Below are 15,874 nucleotides of genomic sequence, written 5' to 3'. Positions count from 1 at the left end.
CGACAACAGGAGAGATTCAATGATTCCGTACTCGATCCAGGTACTTGCCTACAAGCAGCTTCAGTCCGCGCTGAAGGTCGGCGCGAAGATCATGAAATTCCGGCAGCCGGAACTGTTCAGCGGACCGGGGTCGTCGCTCGACCTGTGCGACCACATCGCGAAGTCCGGCGTCCGCAAGGTGCTGCTTGTCAGCGATGAGTTCCTGCTGCAGATCGGGTTGCTCCAACCCATGATCGACCGCCTCGAGTCGCACGGCGTAGACGTCGTCGCGTATACCGGCGTCCAGCCTGATCCCACGATCGAGCAGGTCGAGGCCGGTCTTGCGATGCTTCGCCAGCACGGCAGCGAAGCAGTACTGGCGGTCGGCGGCGGCTCATCGATCGACGCCGCCAAGATGGTCGCTGCGCGCGCCCGGAACCCGCTCAAGATCGTCCACATGGGCGGGCTCTTCCGGGTGATCGTTCCACCGTTGCCGCTCTACGCGATTCCGACGACTGCGGGTACCGGGTCGGAAGCGACGATCGGGGCGGTGATCTCGGACCCGGAAACAACCCGGAAATTCGTCGTCATGGACCCGAAGCTCGTGCCGCTCGCCGCCGCGCTGGACGCCACCCTAATGACAGGACTGCCAGCAGCGGGAACCACGGCGACCGGCATGGATGCGTTGACCCACGCGGTCGAGGCATACCTCTCCAGCAACGCGACTCCGGCCACCGACGCCGAGGCGCTCGAGGCGACGCGGCTGGTCACGGAGAACCTTCCCCAGGTGTTGCGGGACGGCACCGATCTCGAGGCGCGCCAGCGCATGGCGATCGCGTCCTACAAGGCCGGCGTCGCGATCACGACCGCGGGCATCGGCTGGGTGCACGCGATCTCGCACAATCTCGGCGCCCTGTATCACCTGCCGCACGGGTACCTGAACGCCATTATCCTGCCGCGTGTTCTCGATCTCTATCGACCGGTATGCCAGGCACGCCTAGCGGACCTGGCGCGGGCGAGCGGGCTCGAGGGCGCGGACGAGGCTGCTCTGGCGGATGCGTTCATCGCGCACATCCGCGCACTGAATGTCCAGTTCGGCATCCCCACACAGGTCGACAAGCTCCAGGACGCTGACATCGCGCAGATCGTCGAGCGCGCCATGAGCGAAACCCACTGGAACTACGCGGTTCCGGTCTACATGGACAAGACGCGGACCGAGCGGATGGTCCGCGACATGCTCCCGGCACCGGCCTGACGGAGCCTGGCGCGCTGGCTCGATACTGCACCGCACGACCCAGGGATTCAGTCCCAACAAGTACATCCAGTCATCAATGAGAAGGAATCAGACCACAATGAAATTTGATGGAAAACTCGCGCTCGTTACCGGAGCATCGTCGGGCATCGGGGAGGCGACAGCACTCGCCCTCGCGGAAAAGGGTGCGCACGTCATCCTCGTCGCCCGGACCCCAGAGCCACTGGACGCAGTCGCGGCGAGCATCAGGCGTGCCGGAGGCCGTGCCGATGCGATACCGGCAGATGTCGGCTCGATTCAGGGCGTTCGAGCCATGGCCACCGAGGTTCTCGAGCGCTGGGGCGTGCCTGATGTGATCGTCAACAACGCAGGTGCCGGAAGGTTCCTGTTCATCGATGAAACGGACCCCGAAGAGGCCGTCGCGATGATGACCGTGCCCTACTTCGCCGCGTTCTACGTCACCCGGGCCTTCGTCGAAGGGATGGTGGAACGCGGGTCTGGCGCCATCCTGCAGATCAACACCCCGGCTGCCACGATCCCCTGGCCGGGCGCGGTTGGCTACGCGTCCAGCCGCTACGCATTGCGCGGCTTCACTGACGCGTTGCGCCAGGACCTCCGCGGCACTGGAGTGAGCGTCAGCTCTGTCACTCCAGCCAAGGTGTCAAGCCCGTATTTCGATCGCCACCCCGGTGCCGAAGATCGTATTCCCGGGATCGAGAAGCTCATCGGCACGATGACTCCGGACCAGGTCGCCCACGTCATCATCCGGACTCTCGAAAAGGGCAGGCGTGACGTTCACACGCCGTGGCGCTGGGCCGCGATCGAGCCGTTCGCTAGGGCATTCCCGGTCCCGATGAGCTGGCTCATGTGGAGAACCGGCACCCGGCACCCGGCCGCGATGGCCTCGTCAACATCGCGCAACTGACCGAGCTCACCGAGGAGCTGGGCTAGCTGCCCGCGGATCCGGTAGACAGGCAGATCGAGCCGGTGCAGGGCTCCGGGCCGATGGTGATCACCGACACGGTGTCGTCGCCGGCGTTGGTGACGTAGACGCGGGTGCCATCGGGTGTGACCGCCACCCCTCCCGGGTTGGTGCCGACGGGGATGGTCTCGACAACCGTGTTGGTGGCCGTGGCGATGATCGACACGATGTCGCCGCCGTTGTTGGTGACGTAGACGCGGGTGCCATCGGGGGTGACCGCCAACCGTCGTGGCTCGGCGCCCACCGGGATCGTCTCGACAACGGTGTTGGTGGCGGTATCGAGCACCGACACAGTGCCGTTGCTGTTGCTGTTGACGATGTAGGCGCGGGTGCCGTCGGGGCTGATCGCCACCCCGCCGGGCGCGGTGCCCACTGCGACGGTGGCGGTGACAGTGTTTGTCGCGGTGTCGATCACCGACGCTGTGCCGTCACTGGCGTTGGTGACGTAGACGCGGGTGCCGTCAGGGGTGATGGCCATCCCGTCTGGGCTATTGCCGACAGGGATCGTCCCGGTGACAGTGTTTGTTTCGGTGTCGATCACCGACACTGTGTTGTCGACGGTATTGACGACGTAGGCGGTCGAGCCGTCGGGAGTGATCGCCACCACGCGAGGGGCCTGCCCCACCGGGATGGGTGCGCCGACAACCGTGTTGGTGCCGGTGTCGATGACCGACACTGTGTTGTCGAGTTGGTTGATGATGTAGGCGCGAGTGCCGTCGGGGGTGATGGCCACCCCGGCCAGCCCGAAGCTGACGGGGATGGTGGCAGTGACGGTGTTGGTGGCGGTCTCGATCACCGATACGGTGCCGCCGGCGAAGTTGATGACGTAGGCGCGGGCGCCGTCAGGGGTGATGGCCACCCGCCCCGGGATGCTACCGACGGGGACGATGTCGGTGACGGTGTCGGCGGTGGCTGTCGTGGTGGTCAGCACCGGGGCGAGCAGGCCAATGAGCGCGATGAGCACGGCGGCGAGCTGGGCGCGGCGACGCCTCGGGCGAGGGCTGGTGTGGGAGGGCGCTGTGGCGGGGAGTGCCGTGGTCATGGTGCTGGTTTCCTTGTCTGCCCGCGGGGCCGGGCTTGGGGTGTGCGGCGGCGAGGGCCAGGGCCTCGCCGCCGCGGCATGGCTCAGCTGCCCGACGATCCGGCGGACAGGCAGAGCGAGCCGGTGCATTCGGCCGGTGCGATCGCCAGCGTCACGTTGGCCGTGGCGTCGGGGGCGACGCCGTTGGAGGTGGTGACGGTGATCGGGAACGAACCGGATTCAGTGGGGGTGCCAGTGAGCGTGCCGTCGGGGGCCAAGGTGATTCCGGCGGGGAGCGGGTCGACGGTGGTGACGGTGGGCGCGGGCTGGCCGGTGACAGTGAAGCTGAAGACAAACGGCTCGCCGACGGCACCAGCCGGAGGAGTGCCGGTGATCGTGGGCGCGACCTCGACCGCGATCACCGAAACAGTGTCGTCGAACGCGTTGGTGACGTAGACGGTGCTGCCGTCGGGGGTGAGCGCCACACCGCGCGGACCGGCGCCAACGGTGATCGAGTCGATCACCATGTTCGTGGCGGTGTCAATCACCGAGACGTTGGCCGAGTCCTTGTTGGCGATGTAGGCGCGCGAGCCGTCGGGGGTGATGGCGACGCCTAGAGGTGCGCCGCCAACCGGGACCGGGGCGCCCGTGACGGTGTTGGTGGCGGTGTCGATCACCGATACGGTGTCGTCGTCCGCGTTGGTGACGTAGACAGCTGCCCCGTCCGGGGTGACCGCCACCTCAATGGGGGCGGTTACCGACGCCGATGGTAGTGGTGACCGTGTTGGAAGTGGTGTCGATCACCGACACCGAATCACCTACCCTGTTGGCGACGTAGACGGTGCTGCCGTCGGGGCTGACCGCGACTCCCTCTGGGGCGTCTCCGACGCCGATCGTGGCGATCACCGTACTGGTGGCGGTGTCGATCACCTGTACCTGGTCAGTGGTGGTGACAGTGACGTAGGCAGTGCTGCCGTCCGGGCTGAACGCCACCGCGAGTGGAATGCTCCCGACGTTGATGGTGCCGGTGACGATGTTGGTAGTGGTGTCGATCACCGAGACCACATCGGTGAAGGCGTTGGCCACATAGACGGTGCTGCCGTCGGGGCTCACTGCCAGCCCCTGCGGAACAGTCCCGACGGTGATGGGTGCGCCGACGACCGTATTGGTCGAGGTGTCGATGACCGACACTGATGCATCACCGCCGTTGGTGACGTAGGCACGGGTGCCGTCCGGGGTGACCGCGACTCCATGCGGGGTGGCGACCACTGGGATCGTGTCGGCAACAGTGTCCGCGGCCGCAGGAAGCGCAGCGGCGAGGGTGGCGCACAGCGCGAGGAGCATGATCCGCGGCAGCGAGTGTCTTGTGGTTTCGGGCTTGGCGGTGATCGTGCTCATCGGCGTTCCTCGTGTCGTGGCATGGCCCCCGCCGGAGGCATGTCGCGGCTTTGGGCAGCCAGCGGGAAGGGTGTGCTCGAACTCTGGCACAGTGGAACCACAGGCCCCGCGCGAACCAATAGATTCATTGAGTAACGATTCGGGAACCGCCCGGCTATCTGAGCGCCGCGGCGACCTCGGCTCCTAGGCCTGTCAGGTCCGCGTCATCGCTGATCAACAGCACCCCGATCTCGCCCACGATTACCGGCCCCCAGTTGACCAGCACCACTCCCGCCCGGTGGCGCGGGTCGTACCGCAGCTCGCCGAGGGAGCGGGCGAGCTGCCGGACTGTCCGGAACCGGGTGCGCATCTGCAGGGCAGTCCATTGTTGTGCACCGAGGACGCGAGCGATCCCGGCAGGGTAGCTGGCGCTGTTGTATCGCGCGTTCACCTCGAGCAGCCGCAGACCGTGCTCGGTCACGGCAACGTCGATGCCAAGCATCTCCTCGAGGCCTTCGCGGGCAAGCACGTCGGCGACCGGATCAGTGACTGGCCGCGGGTCGGTCCGGGCGGGGTACTGGTTTCCCGCGTGCTGGAACCCGCGCATGATCTGCGTCGTCGTTGCCACGTGCTCGGCGCCGCCCGGCCCCGCGCGGTACAGCACGTTCAGGAACGCCGACGCGGTGAGCGACTCCTGGATCTGGTACTCCGCGGGCGCCATGGCCGCGGCCTCCCGGACGTCGGCGAGGCTGGTGCACGCGCGGATGCTGGCGCCTCCGGCATCGGTGGCCTGCTTCACGAGCACCGGGAACGGCAGCCCGTCGAGCCGCGGAGGTTCCCCCGCGCCGAAGAACCGGGTCTCGGGCACCGGGAATCCGTGATAGCGGCAAAGCTCGAGGAACCGGTTCTTGTTCTCAAAGCGGTTCGTTGCCGCGAGCCGGCGCTCGTTCGGGCGCAGCCGGTGGTGAGCGGAGCGGAACCGGTACACGGAATAGCGCGCGCCGGGGAGCTCCGCCACCGCTGCGGGGTCCAGCGTCCACACGATGTTCCGGGCGCAGTCGAGTCCCACGGCGTTGTAGTGCTCCATGACGTGGGGGTAGTCGTCGGCAAGCTCTGCGGGGAGCTGGACGGTATCGCCTGGCGAGCTGAGCGCCAGCACGCGGGATGCGTAGTAGCCGAAGCCCGGCACCGTGTCCATGCCGCTGTAGCAGTGCTGCGCGTCATGGTTGAACAGGGTGTGGCCGTCGGGGTCAGTCATCGGCCGGCACGAACGACCGGAACTTGCCTCCTGGGCTCATTTGAGGTGGTTCGTCGGCTCGCGTGACCGTGAACCGGGCCAGGTCGTGCTCGGCGAGCAGGCTGTCGAACTCGTCGCGCACCCGCGGCCACAGCTCCTCGAGGCTCGTCCCCTCGGCCGGGAGCATCCGGAGCCGCAGCGTGCTCTCATCCACCTGCACTAGCTGGAGCTTCCGGATTCCCTCGACCCGTTTCGTGAGGGCGAGGAGCAGGGACTGCGCGATCGCGACCTGGCTCCCGTCGCCGTTGCGCAATACATCGGTCTTGCGCCCGCGCACCCTGAACGCCGGGTACGGGCTGCCGCAGGGGCACGGATCCGGTCGTTGCATCACCGAATCGCCGAGCTCGTACCGCAGCAGCGGCTGCGTCCTGCGATACAGCACGCTGATCAGCACCGAATGCGACTGGCTGCCGACGGCGGTGGGGGAGTAATCCTCCTCGACCGGCTCGAAGATCACCCAGTCGGTGAAGACGTGATGCCAGCCGTGCGCGCAGCTCGTGCTCAGTCTCAGCGCCTCGTTCGCCGCATACATGTCGATGAGGCGCGCGCCGAACTCCCTCGTGATTAGCGCGCGTTCCTCCTCGGACAGCGCTTCGCCGGAGATCGTCACGATCGCTGGCGAGATGCGCAGCCGACCCGCTGCCTTCTCCCCAGCGAGCAGCGCCACGATCCCTGATGTCCCCGTCAGTGTCGCCGGATCGAACGCATTGAGCTGCGCGACGAGCTCGGGCAGCGGCTGCAGCGAGGAATACCGCTGGTGCCTCTTGCTGCCCGTGCCGTGCGCTAGTGACCACATGGAGTTCATCGCGTAATGGCCGATCGACACCATGATCGTCGCGGAGCGGAGGCCCTTGGCGAGCAGCCGGGCCGTGCGGACCGGTGACATCAGCAGGCCCGCCGTGCTGATGCGATAGGCCGGCCCGGACACCGCGCGGAGCTCGTCCGGCGAGATGACGAACAACCCGCGCCTGCCGGTTGTCCCAGAGGTTGTCGTCACGAGGTACTTGTCGCGGAAACGGGTGCCGGCGAGATCGGGACGGGCCAGGAACTCCTCGAGCTGCTCGCGGGTGAGCTCGCGGTCGGTCGTCCACCGGTCGAAATCGGCCATCAGGCCCGGCTTGCCGGTCACTGGCAGCGATCCCGGCTCGGTGACGGCATCGGGCAGGTCCCGGTACAGCTCGGCGAACAGCGGCGAATGGGCGCGCGCGTGCGAGACCGCCTCGGCTAGCCGTGCGCGCTGCAAGGCCTGGATCTCGTCGGGGGAGGGTTTCTTGCTCGCCAGCAGGTTGCTGAGCACATGCACTCCGATCGCGCGTTGGGAGGATTACGGCCGCGCAGCGTTCGGCGGCAACCTCTTTCCAGGGTCCTGGGAATGATGCCATGGCTTGCTGGGCTCGCCCGGTAGTTTCGCCGACGACCGCTACCGCGAGAGCGGCCTGCCGTGCTCTCGCTCTCCGGCATGAGGGAACGTGCGTTCACTGCGACTGCCAGCGATTCCCTGGTCATTCGCTCGCGGTGACTGGGAACACACCGCTCAAAGCATCGACTTTTGAGTGCACACATGTACTCTGAGTGCATCGGGTCGACCGGCCCAGTACACGTCACGAGCCCTAGGAGTGTAGATGCGTACAGCAATGAGTGTGGTGACGTCATCACGACCAGGACGACGTGTTCTGGGATCGTCGATCGCCCGAGCCATGGCAAGCCCCCACAGCGTGGACCGCTATGTCAGCATGATCGACCCCGCGTGGTCGCTCACCGACATCCGGGCCGAGGTCATCGCGGTCGACCGCAAGACCAAGGACAGCGTGACGCTGACCCTGCGGCCCAACGCGAACTGGAAGGGCTTCCGAGCAGGGCAGTTCGTGCGCCTCTCGGTCGATATCGATGGCATTCGCCGCACCCGCTGCTACTCGCCCGCCGACTCGCAGTTCCGCCGCGACGGTCGCATCGAGCTCACCATCAAGGTGGACCCCAACGGACTCGTTTCCCGGCACCTGCGTGACAACGCCAAGCCCGGGATGATCGTGACCCTCTCGCCGGCTCAGGGCGAGTTCTTCGTTCCGCTGCCGCACCCGCGCCGTATCCTGCTGATCAGCGGTGGCTCCGGCATCACCCCGGTGATGTCGATGCTGCGGACGCTCTGCGACAAGGCCTACAACGGCAAGATCACATTCCTGCACTACGCGTTCACCGAGGACGACATCATCTACCGCCGCGAGCTCGACGAGCTCAAGGAGCAGTACCCATCGGTGAAGATCGTCCGGGCCTACACCGAGCAAGAGACCGGTGGCGACCTGCACGGGTACTTCAACCGCGAGCACCTCGTCGCCGCGGAGCCGTACTTCCACGAGGCAGAGACGTTCCTCTGCGGACCGCTGCCCCTGATGGACGCGGTGCGCAAGATCTACGCCGAGGATGGTCTCGACGACCAGCTCCACCTCGAGCAGTTCGCGGCGCCGGTCCGCACCGTTCCCTCCGACGACGTCGAGGGCGATCTCGCCTTCACCTTCGCGGACAAGAAGGTGACCAACAACGGCCGCAGCATCCTCGAGCAGGCCGAGGAGGCGGGGCTCACGCCGGAGTACGGCTGCCGGATGGGCATCTGCTTCTCGTGCACCAAGCGCAAGGACTTCGGAACGACTCGCAACGTCATGACTGGCGAGATCGACTCCGAAGAGGACAAGGACATCCAGATCTGTGTCACCGCGCCCTGCGGCGACGTAAGCGTCAACCTCTAATCACTTCAAGATTCAACAGCTAAAGGAGATAATCATGATTACCACCCATCCAGATCTCACCACGGACCAGATCGAAGCACTCGGCAAGGATCTCGACGCGATCCGCCAGGAGGTCGTCTCTGACCTCGGCCAGCGCGACGCCGACTACATCCGCAACATCATCGATGTCCAGCGCAAGCTCGAGGTCGCGGGCCGTGGCTTCCTGTGGGCCGGCATCATCCCGCCGTTCTGGCTCGCGGGCGTCGCCTCGCTGAGCGCGGCCAAGATCCTCGACAACATGGAGATCGGCCACAACGTCATGCACGGCCAGTACGACTGGATGCAGGACCCCGAGCTGACCTCGAAGAACTTCGAGTGGGACAACACCATCTCGGCGGACAGCTGGCGCTACACGCACAACTACGTCCACCACACGTACACCAACATCGTGGGCAAGGACCATGACGCCAGCGGCTACGGCGTCATGCGCATGACCGAAGAGACCCCGTGGCACCCGATCTGGCTGCTCAACCCGGTCTTCGCGATCCTGCTGCAGTCCTTCTTCCAGTGGGGCACCGCCCTCCAGGAAGCGGAGTCCGAGAAGGTCATCCGTGGCGAGAAGTCCTTTGCCGAGGCCCGCGAGAGCTTCGGCCGCGCGCTCGACAAGGGACGCAAGCAGGCGCTGAAGGACTACCTGATCTTCCCGGCGCTCTCCGGCCCGTTCTTCCCCGTCACCTTCGCCGGCAACGTCACGGCGAACTTCATCCGCAACATCTGGTCCTCCGCTGTGATCTTCAACGGTCACTTCCCCGCCAACGTGCAGGAGTTCTCGATCGAGGAGACCGAGAACGAGTCGAAGGGCGCCTGGTACTACCGCCAGATCCTCGGCTCCGCCAACTTCCACGGCGGCCGGCTCATGCACATCATGTCCGGCAACCTGAGCTTCCAGATCGAGCACCACCTGTTCCCCGACGTCCCGGCGCACCGCTACGCCGAGATGTCGCCCAAGGTCCAGGAAGTCTGCGCCAAGTACGGCCTGCCGTACAACACGGGCTCGTTCCTCGGCCAGTTCGGATCGGTCTACAAGAAGATCTTCCGCCTGGCGCTGCCCGACAGCCGCAAGACGAAGGCCGCGCAGGCCCAGCTCGCCAGCACCACGGATCGCGAGCTCGTCGCCGCCTGATCCAGGTAGGCACAGCTGCTTGATCCCAGCTGGATGATGCCAGTCGCATGAGCCCCGGTTCCCTTCGCGGAACCGGGGCTCACTGGTGTGTCCGGGGCTGATTGGTGTGTCCGGGGCGCGGCGAGCGGCTAAGGCCCGGTGCACGGCCGCGCGGCCGCGGCGAGGCCTCCACACGGGGCTGTCGCCTCGAATACCGTGGAACCATGCTGATTGCTTTCTCTGTCGCCCCTTCCGGCGGTGCGCCCGATGATTCGATGTCCGACGCCGTCGCTGCCGCGGTCAAGGTGGTGCGCGCATCCGGTCTGCCCAACCACACCGACGCGATGTTCACCACCATCGAGGGGGAGTGGGACGAGTGCATGGCCGTGATCAAGCGCGCCTGCGAGGCCGTGGGCGACTATGGCTCGCGCGTCTCACTGGTCCTCAAGGCCGATATCAGGCCCGGCCATGACGGCGAGATCGAGGGCAAGGTCGCGCGGGTCGAGGCGAGGCTCGAGCAGTCCTAGCTGCCGGGGCATGCCGCCGATCGTGAAAGTTCAGTCACGCGTGACGTGGCCAGAGCTTCACGATCGGCGTGGGCAATGGCTCGTGCCGCGAATTGGCCTATGGGACTCAACGGAATCAGGGTCTTCGACCGCCGAATGGTTTCGTTTCGTAGGCGGATCGAGCGAGGCCTCCGGTGCGAAGCCGGCACGGCCGCGAACGCCCGAGCGCTATTTCCTGCCGAGCTTGTCGTTGATGCGCGCGATGAGCTCGCCGCCTCGGGTGCTGACCAGGTAGATGATGCCGCCGAGGATGGCGAAGCACAGGATCACCAGCAGCGGAACGGCCCGGTATAGGTTGAACAACGACATCATGGGCACGAGCACCATCGCGGCGATGGCGATCCAGGCGACGATGGTGGTCCAGCGGGGACCGGTGCGACGGGGAGCATCATCGCCGAGCTCGTCGTTGTCCCAGGGGTCCTGCCAGGAGGTGTCGGAGTGTGGGCCCATGCCTCAACCGTACCGGTCCTTCCCCCGGGCCCACTACCGGTGCGCACGTGCCCTATTGGCAGAGCTCGAGGAATCGTCGCAGGATGCGATAGGTCAGCCCCCAGATGATCAGTGGGTCGCCGGTCTCGCCGAACGGCACCGTCCAGGCTTTCCACGGGCCGAGGCGGGGGTAGGGGTGACGGGTGCGGGCGGCACGGTCGGCCAGCACCTCGAGGGGTATCCAGTCTGCGTCAGCGACCTCGCTCGCCTCGAGGATGAGCGGCGGCGGCTCGGGGATGGTGAACACGACGGGCGTGACGACCCCGGTGCGGAACCAGCCCTTGATGTCATCGAGCGCGCCGATCGTGGAGAGTCCGGTGATGCCGGTTTCCTCGTGGGCCTCGCGCCGCGCGGTGGCGACCCGGTCCACGTCGGCGGGGGAGACCTTGCCACCAGGCAGCGCGGCATGCCCGGACCAGCGGTCCCCGTCGCGCTGCGCCCGGCGGATGAACAGGGCGCGCGGATCCTGCTCGCGGGTGATGATCAGCGCGGTCGCGGCCTGCATGCCGGGCGCATCGACAGCCACGGGCCGATTATTGGCGATGGCCTCGAGCGCGCGGTCGACGGAAAGCGTCACACCGTCACGCTACCGTGAGGACCATGGCGACGTTCCTGCTGATCCACGGCGCGGCCTCGGACTCGTGGTACTGGCACCAGGTGACCCCATTGCTCGAGGCCGCGGGCCATGCGGTGCATGCGCCGGACCTGCCGTGCGCGGATGATGCCGCGGGCTTCGACGACTACGCGCGGGTCGCGGTGGCATGCGTGCCCGAGCGGCATGCGGAGCCGGTGGTCGTGGTGGGGCACTCGATGGGCGCGTTCACCGCGGTGCTGGCGTGCGAGCGGATTCCCGGCGCGACGCTGGTGCTCGTGTCTCCGATGATTCCCGCGCCGGGCGAGACGGGCGGGCAATGGTGGTCCGCGACGGGGCAGGCGGAAGCCGAGAAGGCGTACGCGGTGGAGCAGGGGCGCGACCCCGATGCGCCTTTTGATCCGGTGGAGATTTTCCTCCACGATGTGGACCCGCGCCTCATCGAGGAAAGCATCGCGCACCTCTATGACCAGTCGGCAACGCCGTTCACCACCGCGTGGACGGGTCCGGAGTGGCCTGCCGCGCGCACCGTGGTGATCGTGGGCCGGGATGATCGCTTGTTCCCGCTCCCGTTCCAGCAGCGTGTATGCCGGGAACGGCTAGGGATCGAGCCCCTCGTGGTGCCCGCGGGGCACATTCCTGCGCTGGCCTGCCCCGACAAGCTCGCGGCGCACCTGCTCGCGGCAGCGGGAGACGAGCGTCAGGGCGCGGATTCCGCCTGATCGTCGCCGTGGGAATCGCGGGTGCGAGGATGCTGCTGCGCGAACAGCTCGAGCAGGCTGGGGAAGTCGCGCGGTCGCACCTCCACGCTCGCGTCGCGCCCGGCCGCAGTGATCCGGATGGTGCGGCGGACCTGGTCTATGTAGACGTGGCAGGCCTCGCAAAGGCTGGTGTGCTCCTCGAAGGCGTGGAGGTCAGCGTCGTCGAGGGAGTTGTCCAGGTAGTCGGTGACGAGCTCGATGGCATCGGCGCAGCTGATCCGCAGCGCATTGTCGACGAACGGATCAGGCTCGTCGGCCGTGGCGTCGCCGGGATGGTGGTTCACGAGAGATACACCTCCAGTGCCGTGCGGATCGCGGCACGTCCTCGATGCAGGAGAACGCGCTGGTTGGCGCCGGATATTCCGAGCGACGCGCAGGTCTCGGCGCTGGTCCATCCCTCGATGTCACGCATGACGACGACTTCCCGCTGGCTGGCGGGCAGTGTGGCGAGCGCTTTGGCGACGACGTCGTGGACCTCGCGGGACATCAGGTGCTGCTCGGGCAGGAGGTCCCAGCGTGGTGGGGCATCGGGCCAGTAATGGGCGCCGTGCTCGGGGTGGTCGAGATGGTCAGGGTCAACGGAGGGCCGGGTGTCGACCTCGGGACCTGCTGTGGCAAAGGGGATCAGGCGTCCCTCGCGGGTGGCGAGGGTGCGAACGCGGTTGAGCATGATCCGGTAGATCCAGGTCTTCAGCGAGGACCGCCCTTCGAACCGGTGCAGGCCGCGGATCACGTTGACCCAGGTGTCCTGCACGGCATCCTCGGCGAGCGCGGGCGTGACGTAGACGCGGGCGAGGCGCACGAGCGGCGCGTGGAGAGCATCGACGAGCGCGGTGAAGGCGTCGGTATCCCCGGCGCGCAGGGCCGCGAGCAGGTCGGTGTCGGTGGGCCAGCGGTCGTCCTCCACGGTGCTCATCGCGATGCCTGCGATCCGCGCGCGCGGGCTGTGTAACGCCGGGGCATGCCCGTATGTCTACACCATGGCGCGTGATGGCGCGCCGGGATCAGCTAAGCGGCCCCGGCATAGCTGGGAGCCGATCGAGCAAGCGCGAGGAGCGTGCGAGATGAGTGTTCTGCCGTTGATCAACGATGCGGATGCGACCGAGGAACAGGCCGAGGCCTTGCGGGTGGCGAAGCAAACGTTCGGGGCGATCCCGAACCTGGCGCGGGTGATGGTGAATAGCCCAGCCTTGCTGCATGGCTATGCGGGCCTCGCGGGCGCGCTGGACAAGGGCGTGCTGCCTCGGGCCACGCGGGAGCGGCTGGCCATCACGATCGCGCAGTCCAATGGCTGCGGGTACTGCCTGTCGGCGCACACCTATCTCGGGGAGAAGGCCGCCGGATTGTCCGGGGAGCAGCTCGCGGCGGCGCGCAAGGCCGAGGCGGATGATCCGCGCACGGCAGCGCTGCTCTCCTTCGCCCGGGCGGCGAACGAGAAGCGCGGCATGGTCGATGCGGACGAGATCGAGGCAGCCCGCGCAACAGGTGCCTCGGACGCGGAGCTCGCGGAGGTGCTCGGCCACGTGGGGCTCAACCTGCTGACGAACATCGTCAACAACACCCTCGGCACGGAGATCGACTTCCCTGTCGTGGAGCCCTGAGCAGGAGGGCCGGGAACGAGCCCCGGGGCACCAATCGGGTTTCGATCACAGCACCCCGGCGTGGCGGTGGATCCCACTGTCGCGCCGGAGTGCTGTGATCGAGCACTCATGTGACCTGGCTTGCACATATCTATCGCCCAGGTTGCCGTTACTTTACCGTTATTTATCAAGGTAAAGGCGTCGCAATGCCGCGAACAACGTGGCCGGTGGCGCAGTATCCACGCATTCCGCACCCTGGGAGATTGATGTGCTGACCACCGCGCCAACGCAGAGCTCGATACCTGATTCGGCCATCGCTGCCGCGGACCGCCAGCACCTGCTCGACATGCCCATGGCACCGGAGGCTCCGGCCGCAGCGCAGCTCACACCGACCCCCGCCAAGCCTGCCAAGCAGCGCGTAGAGTGGGTCGATCTCGCCAAGGGCCTCACCATCACCCTCGTTGTGCTCCTGCACGCGGTCGGCATGCTGACCCGCAATGATCTCGCCCCTGAATTCTGGAGCTCGATCAACGCCTTCCTCCAGCCCATCCGCATGCCGCTGTTCTTTGTCGCGTCGGGCCTGTTCGCCCAGGGGATGCTGCGGATGACGTGGTCGACGATGCTGCGCAGCCGGGTGGCGCACCTCTTCTACCTCTACACGGTGTGGCTGCTGATGTTCTTCGTGGTGCACAACCTGCTCCCGGACGACGTATCGCACAAGGGCTACGCCAAGCTCACCTCGGTCATCACCGGCTTCACCTCGCCGTCGAACGCCCTGTGGTTCATCTACGGTCTCGCCCTCTTCGCGATCGTCGCGAAGGCTATCTACCGCCTGCCGCTGGTGGTGCAGTTCGGGTTCGCGATCGCGCTGTCGGTCTCCGCCTATGGCTCGCACTTCTTCTTCGATGAGCTTGGCTTCGGCTGGCGCAACCTGGGCTCCTACTTCGTGTACTTCCTCCTGGCGATCCACGCCAAGCCGATCATCGTCCGGTTCAGCCACCTCTCCAACGGGCCGCGCCTGGTGGCCGCGCTGGCTGCCTACACCGCGGTGTTCGTGCCGATCATGACGCTCGATGTCCTCGCGATGCCCGAGCTCAAGCTGATCGTCACCACGGTCGGGCTGCTGCTCGGAGTGCTGGTCGCCTCGGCCCTGGTGGGTACCCGGGCGGGCAACCTCTTCCAGAGCATCGGCACCCGCACCCTGCCGGTGTACGTGATGATGGACATGCTCATCGCGGCCGTGGTGTACGCCTTCATCAAGGCCTCCGCAGTGACCTCGCTGACCGCAGTGACGCTGGTGGCGCCGCTGATCGTGACCGCGATGGTCGTGGCGCTCGCGCTTACCCTGCACGGGCTGATGGTCCGCCTGGGCATGAACTTCATGTTCGAGCTTCACCCCGCGATCCGTGGGACAGCGAAGAAGGCCTGACCCTGGCTCCGCGCGGACCCAGCGATCAGCGCCCCGCATCCCCAGCCGGGATGCGGGGCGTTCTGCTGTCCATGCCCCCCAATAGGGCTACAGTGGCCGGTGTGACTGTTGTCAACCAGTGAGGAGATTGTTATGTCTCGTATCTCGTGTCGCACCACCGCCGCAGCTGCCGGGATGCTCGGCATCGCCGCGCTCGCGGCCCCCACCGCGTCCGCCGCCGTCACCGGTGATGTCACCATCACAGCCAGCGGCGACACGATCGTCGCATCGATCGAGGGGGCAAGCAGCACAGAAGGCGATTTCACCTGCGAGCTCGCCGTCGACGATGACAACGGGCAGATCGTCTCCCAGGGCATCAGCCTCACCATCGACGGCGACGGGGTCTCGCGCACCGCCGCGCTCCCGCCTGGCACCTACACCGCCACTGTCGCCTGCGAGGACGGCACCACGCCGGCCGAGGTCGTCGAGACGATCACCATTAGCGAATCCGCTGACGAGACCGGAGACAACGAGGACAGCTTCGAAGGGGCATTCGGCAGCCTCTCCGAGCCACTCGGGCTCCTCGACACGCTGCTCGCCGAGCTCGCCCTCGCCAACCAGTAGGCAATCGGGACGGCATGAAGCGGGGCCCGGCCACGGGGAAGGTAGCCGGGCCCCGCGACACGCA

At 66.8% G+C, this 15,874-nt stretch carries 18 protein-coding genes; 9 read left to right on the top strand and 9 right to left on the bottom strand.

Features of this window, described 5'->3' with window-relative positions:
- The first annotated feature begins 19 nt into the window (after positions 1-19).
- The gene (locus tag QC765_RS12455) at positions 20-1,234 is read left to right on the top strand and encodes an iron-containing alcohol dehydrogenase (RefSeq protein WP_278314761.1); all 1,215 of its coding nucleotides are present in this window, start codon (positions 20-22) and stop codon (positions 1,232-1,234) included.
- A 97-nt stretch (positions 1,235-1,331) separates the two neighbouring features.
- Positions 1,332-2,156, top strand: a complete 825-nt coding sequence (locus QC765_RS12450; protein WP_278314760.1) for an SDR family NAD(P)-dependent oxidoreductase — start codon at positions 1,332-1,334, stop codon at positions 2,154-2,156.
- Between the two features lie 22 nt (positions 2,157-2,178).
- Here QC765_RS12450 and QC765_RS12445 read toward each other — a convergent pair whose 3' ends face one another.
- From QC765_RS12445 to QC765_RS12425, 5 genes are all read right to left on the bottom strand, one after another.
- Positions 2,179-3,255 (bottom strand): beta-propeller fold lactonase family protein, encoded by a 1,077-nt coding sequence (locus tag QC765_RS12445; RefSeq protein WP_278314759.1) that lies wholly within the window; start codon positions 3,253-3,255, stop codon positions 2,179-2,181.
- An 83-nt stretch (positions 3,256-3,338) separates the two neighbouring features.
- Positions 3,339-3,974, bottom strand: coding sequence for a YncE family protein (locus QC765_RS12440; protein WP_278314758.1), 636 nt, complete (start codon positions 3,972-3,974; stop codon positions 3,339-3,341).
- A 1-nt stretch (position 3,975) separates the two neighbouring features.
- Positions 3,976-4,632, bottom strand: coding sequence for a YncE family protein (locus QC765_RS12435; protein ID WP_278314757.1), 657 nt, complete (start codon positions 4,630-4,632; stop codon positions 3,976-3,978).
- A gap of 154 nt (positions 4,633-4,786) precedes the next feature.
- A complete protein-coding gene (locus QC765_RS12430; protein WP_278314756.1) occupies positions 4,787-5,869 on the bottom strand; it encodes an ATP-grasp domain-containing protein in 1,083 nt (360 codons plus the stop codon).
- Positions 5,862-7,205, bottom strand: coding sequence for a hypothetical protein (locus tag QC765_RS12425; protein ID WP_278314755.1), 1,344 nt, complete (start codon positions 7,203-7,205; stop codon positions 5,862-5,864). The genes QC765_RS12430 and QC765_RS12425 overlap by 8 nt, the downstream gene beginning before the upstream one ends.
- Positions 7,206-7,605: 400 nt before the next feature.
- Between QC765_RS12425 and QC765_RS12420 the strand changes: the two genes are divergently transcribed.
- From QC765_RS12420 to QC765_RS12410, 3 genes are all read left to right on the top strand, one after another.
- Positions 7,606-8,649 (top strand): ferredoxin reductase, encoded by a 1,044-nt coding sequence (locus QC765_RS12420; protein ID WP_278314754.1) that lies wholly within the window; start codon positions 7,606-7,608, stop codon positions 8,647-8,649.
- A 34-nt stretch (positions 8,650-8,683) separates the two neighbouring features.
- The gene (locus QC765_RS12415; RefSeq protein WP_278314753.1) at positions 8,684-9,811 is read left to right on the top strand and encodes a fatty acid desaturase family protein; all 1,128 of its coding nucleotides are present in this window, start codon (positions 8,684-8,686) and stop codon (positions 9,809-9,811) included.
- Positions 9,812-10,014: 203 nt separating this feature from the next.
- Complete coding sequence (locus QC765_RS12410) at positions 10,015-10,317, top strand: thiamine-binding protein (RefSeq protein ID WP_278314752.1); 303 nt, start codon at positions 10,015-10,017, stop codon at positions 10,315-10,317.
- Between the two features lie 207 nt (positions 10,318-10,524).
- Here the strand turns inward: QC765_RS12410 and QC765_RS12405 are convergent, their stop codons facing one another.
- Positions 10,525-10,806, bottom strand: a complete 282-nt coding sequence (locus tag QC765_RS12405) for a hypothetical protein (RefSeq protein WP_278314751.1) — start codon at positions 10,804-10,806, stop codon at positions 10,525-10,527.
- A 52-nt stretch (positions 10,807-10,858) separates the two neighbouring features.
- A complete protein-coding gene (locus tag QC765_RS12400) occupies positions 10,859-11,422 on the bottom strand; it encodes an NUDIX hydrolase (protein WP_278314750.1) in 564 nt (187 codons plus the stop codon).
- Positions 11,423-11,445: 23 nt separating this feature from the next.
- Between QC765_RS12400 and QC765_RS12395 the strand changes: the two genes are divergently transcribed.
- On the top strand, positions 11,446-12,159 hold the full coding sequence (locus QC765_RS12395; protein WP_278314749.1) for an alpha/beta fold hydrolase: 714 nt from the start codon (positions 11,446-11,448) through the stop codon (positions 12,157-12,159).
- Here the strand turns inward: QC765_RS12395 and QC765_RS12390 are convergent.
- Both QC765_RS12390 and QC765_RS12385 read right to left on the bottom strand, forming a co-directional pair.
- The gene (locus QC765_RS12390) at positions 12,138-12,482 is read right to left on the bottom strand and encodes a zf-HC2 domain-containing protein (RefSeq protein ID WP_278314748.1); all 345 of its coding nucleotides are present in this window, start codon (positions 12,480-12,482) and stop codon (positions 12,138-12,140) included. The genes QC765_RS12395 and QC765_RS12390 overlap by 22 nt on opposite strands.
- Positions 12,479-13,114: an RNA polymerase sigma factor gene (locus QC765_RS12385; RefSeq protein WP_278314747.1), complete on the bottom strand. Its 636-nt coding sequence runs from the start codon at positions 13,112-13,114 to the stop codon at positions 12,479-12,481. Before QC765_RS12385 ends, QC765_RS12390 begins: the two co-directional genes overlap by 4 nt.
- Positions 13,115-13,262: 148 nt before the next feature.
- Between QC765_RS12385 and QC765_RS12380 the strand changes: the two genes are divergently transcribed.
- From QC765_RS12380 to QC765_RS12370, 3 genes are all read left to right on the top strand, one after another.
- Entirely contained in the window at positions 13,263-13,799 is a 537-nt protein-coding gene (locus QC765_RS12380) for a carboxymuconolactone decarboxylase family protein (protein ID WP_278314746.1), read from the top strand.
- Positions 13,800-14,046: 247 nt separating this feature from the next.
- A complete protein-coding gene (locus QC765_RS12375; protein ID WP_278314745.1) occupies positions 14,047-15,207 on the top strand; it encodes an acyltransferase family protein in 1,161 nt (386 codons plus the stop codon).
- A gap of 132 nt (positions 15,208-15,339) precedes the next feature.
- On the top strand, positions 15,340-15,810 hold the full coding sequence (locus QC765_RS12370; protein ID WP_278314744.1) for a hypothetical protein: 471 nt from the start codon (positions 15,340-15,342) through the stop codon (positions 15,808-15,810).
- The last annotated feature ends 64 nt before the right edge of the window (positions 15,811-15,874 follow it).

The sequence above is a fragment of the Hoyosella levis genome (assembly GCF_026008515.1).
GTDB lineage: Bacteria > Actinomycetota > Actinomycetes > Mycobacteriales > Mycobacteriaceae > Lolliginicoccus > Lolliginicoccus levis.
This window is presented reverse-complemented; position numbering and strand designations above follow the sequence as displayed.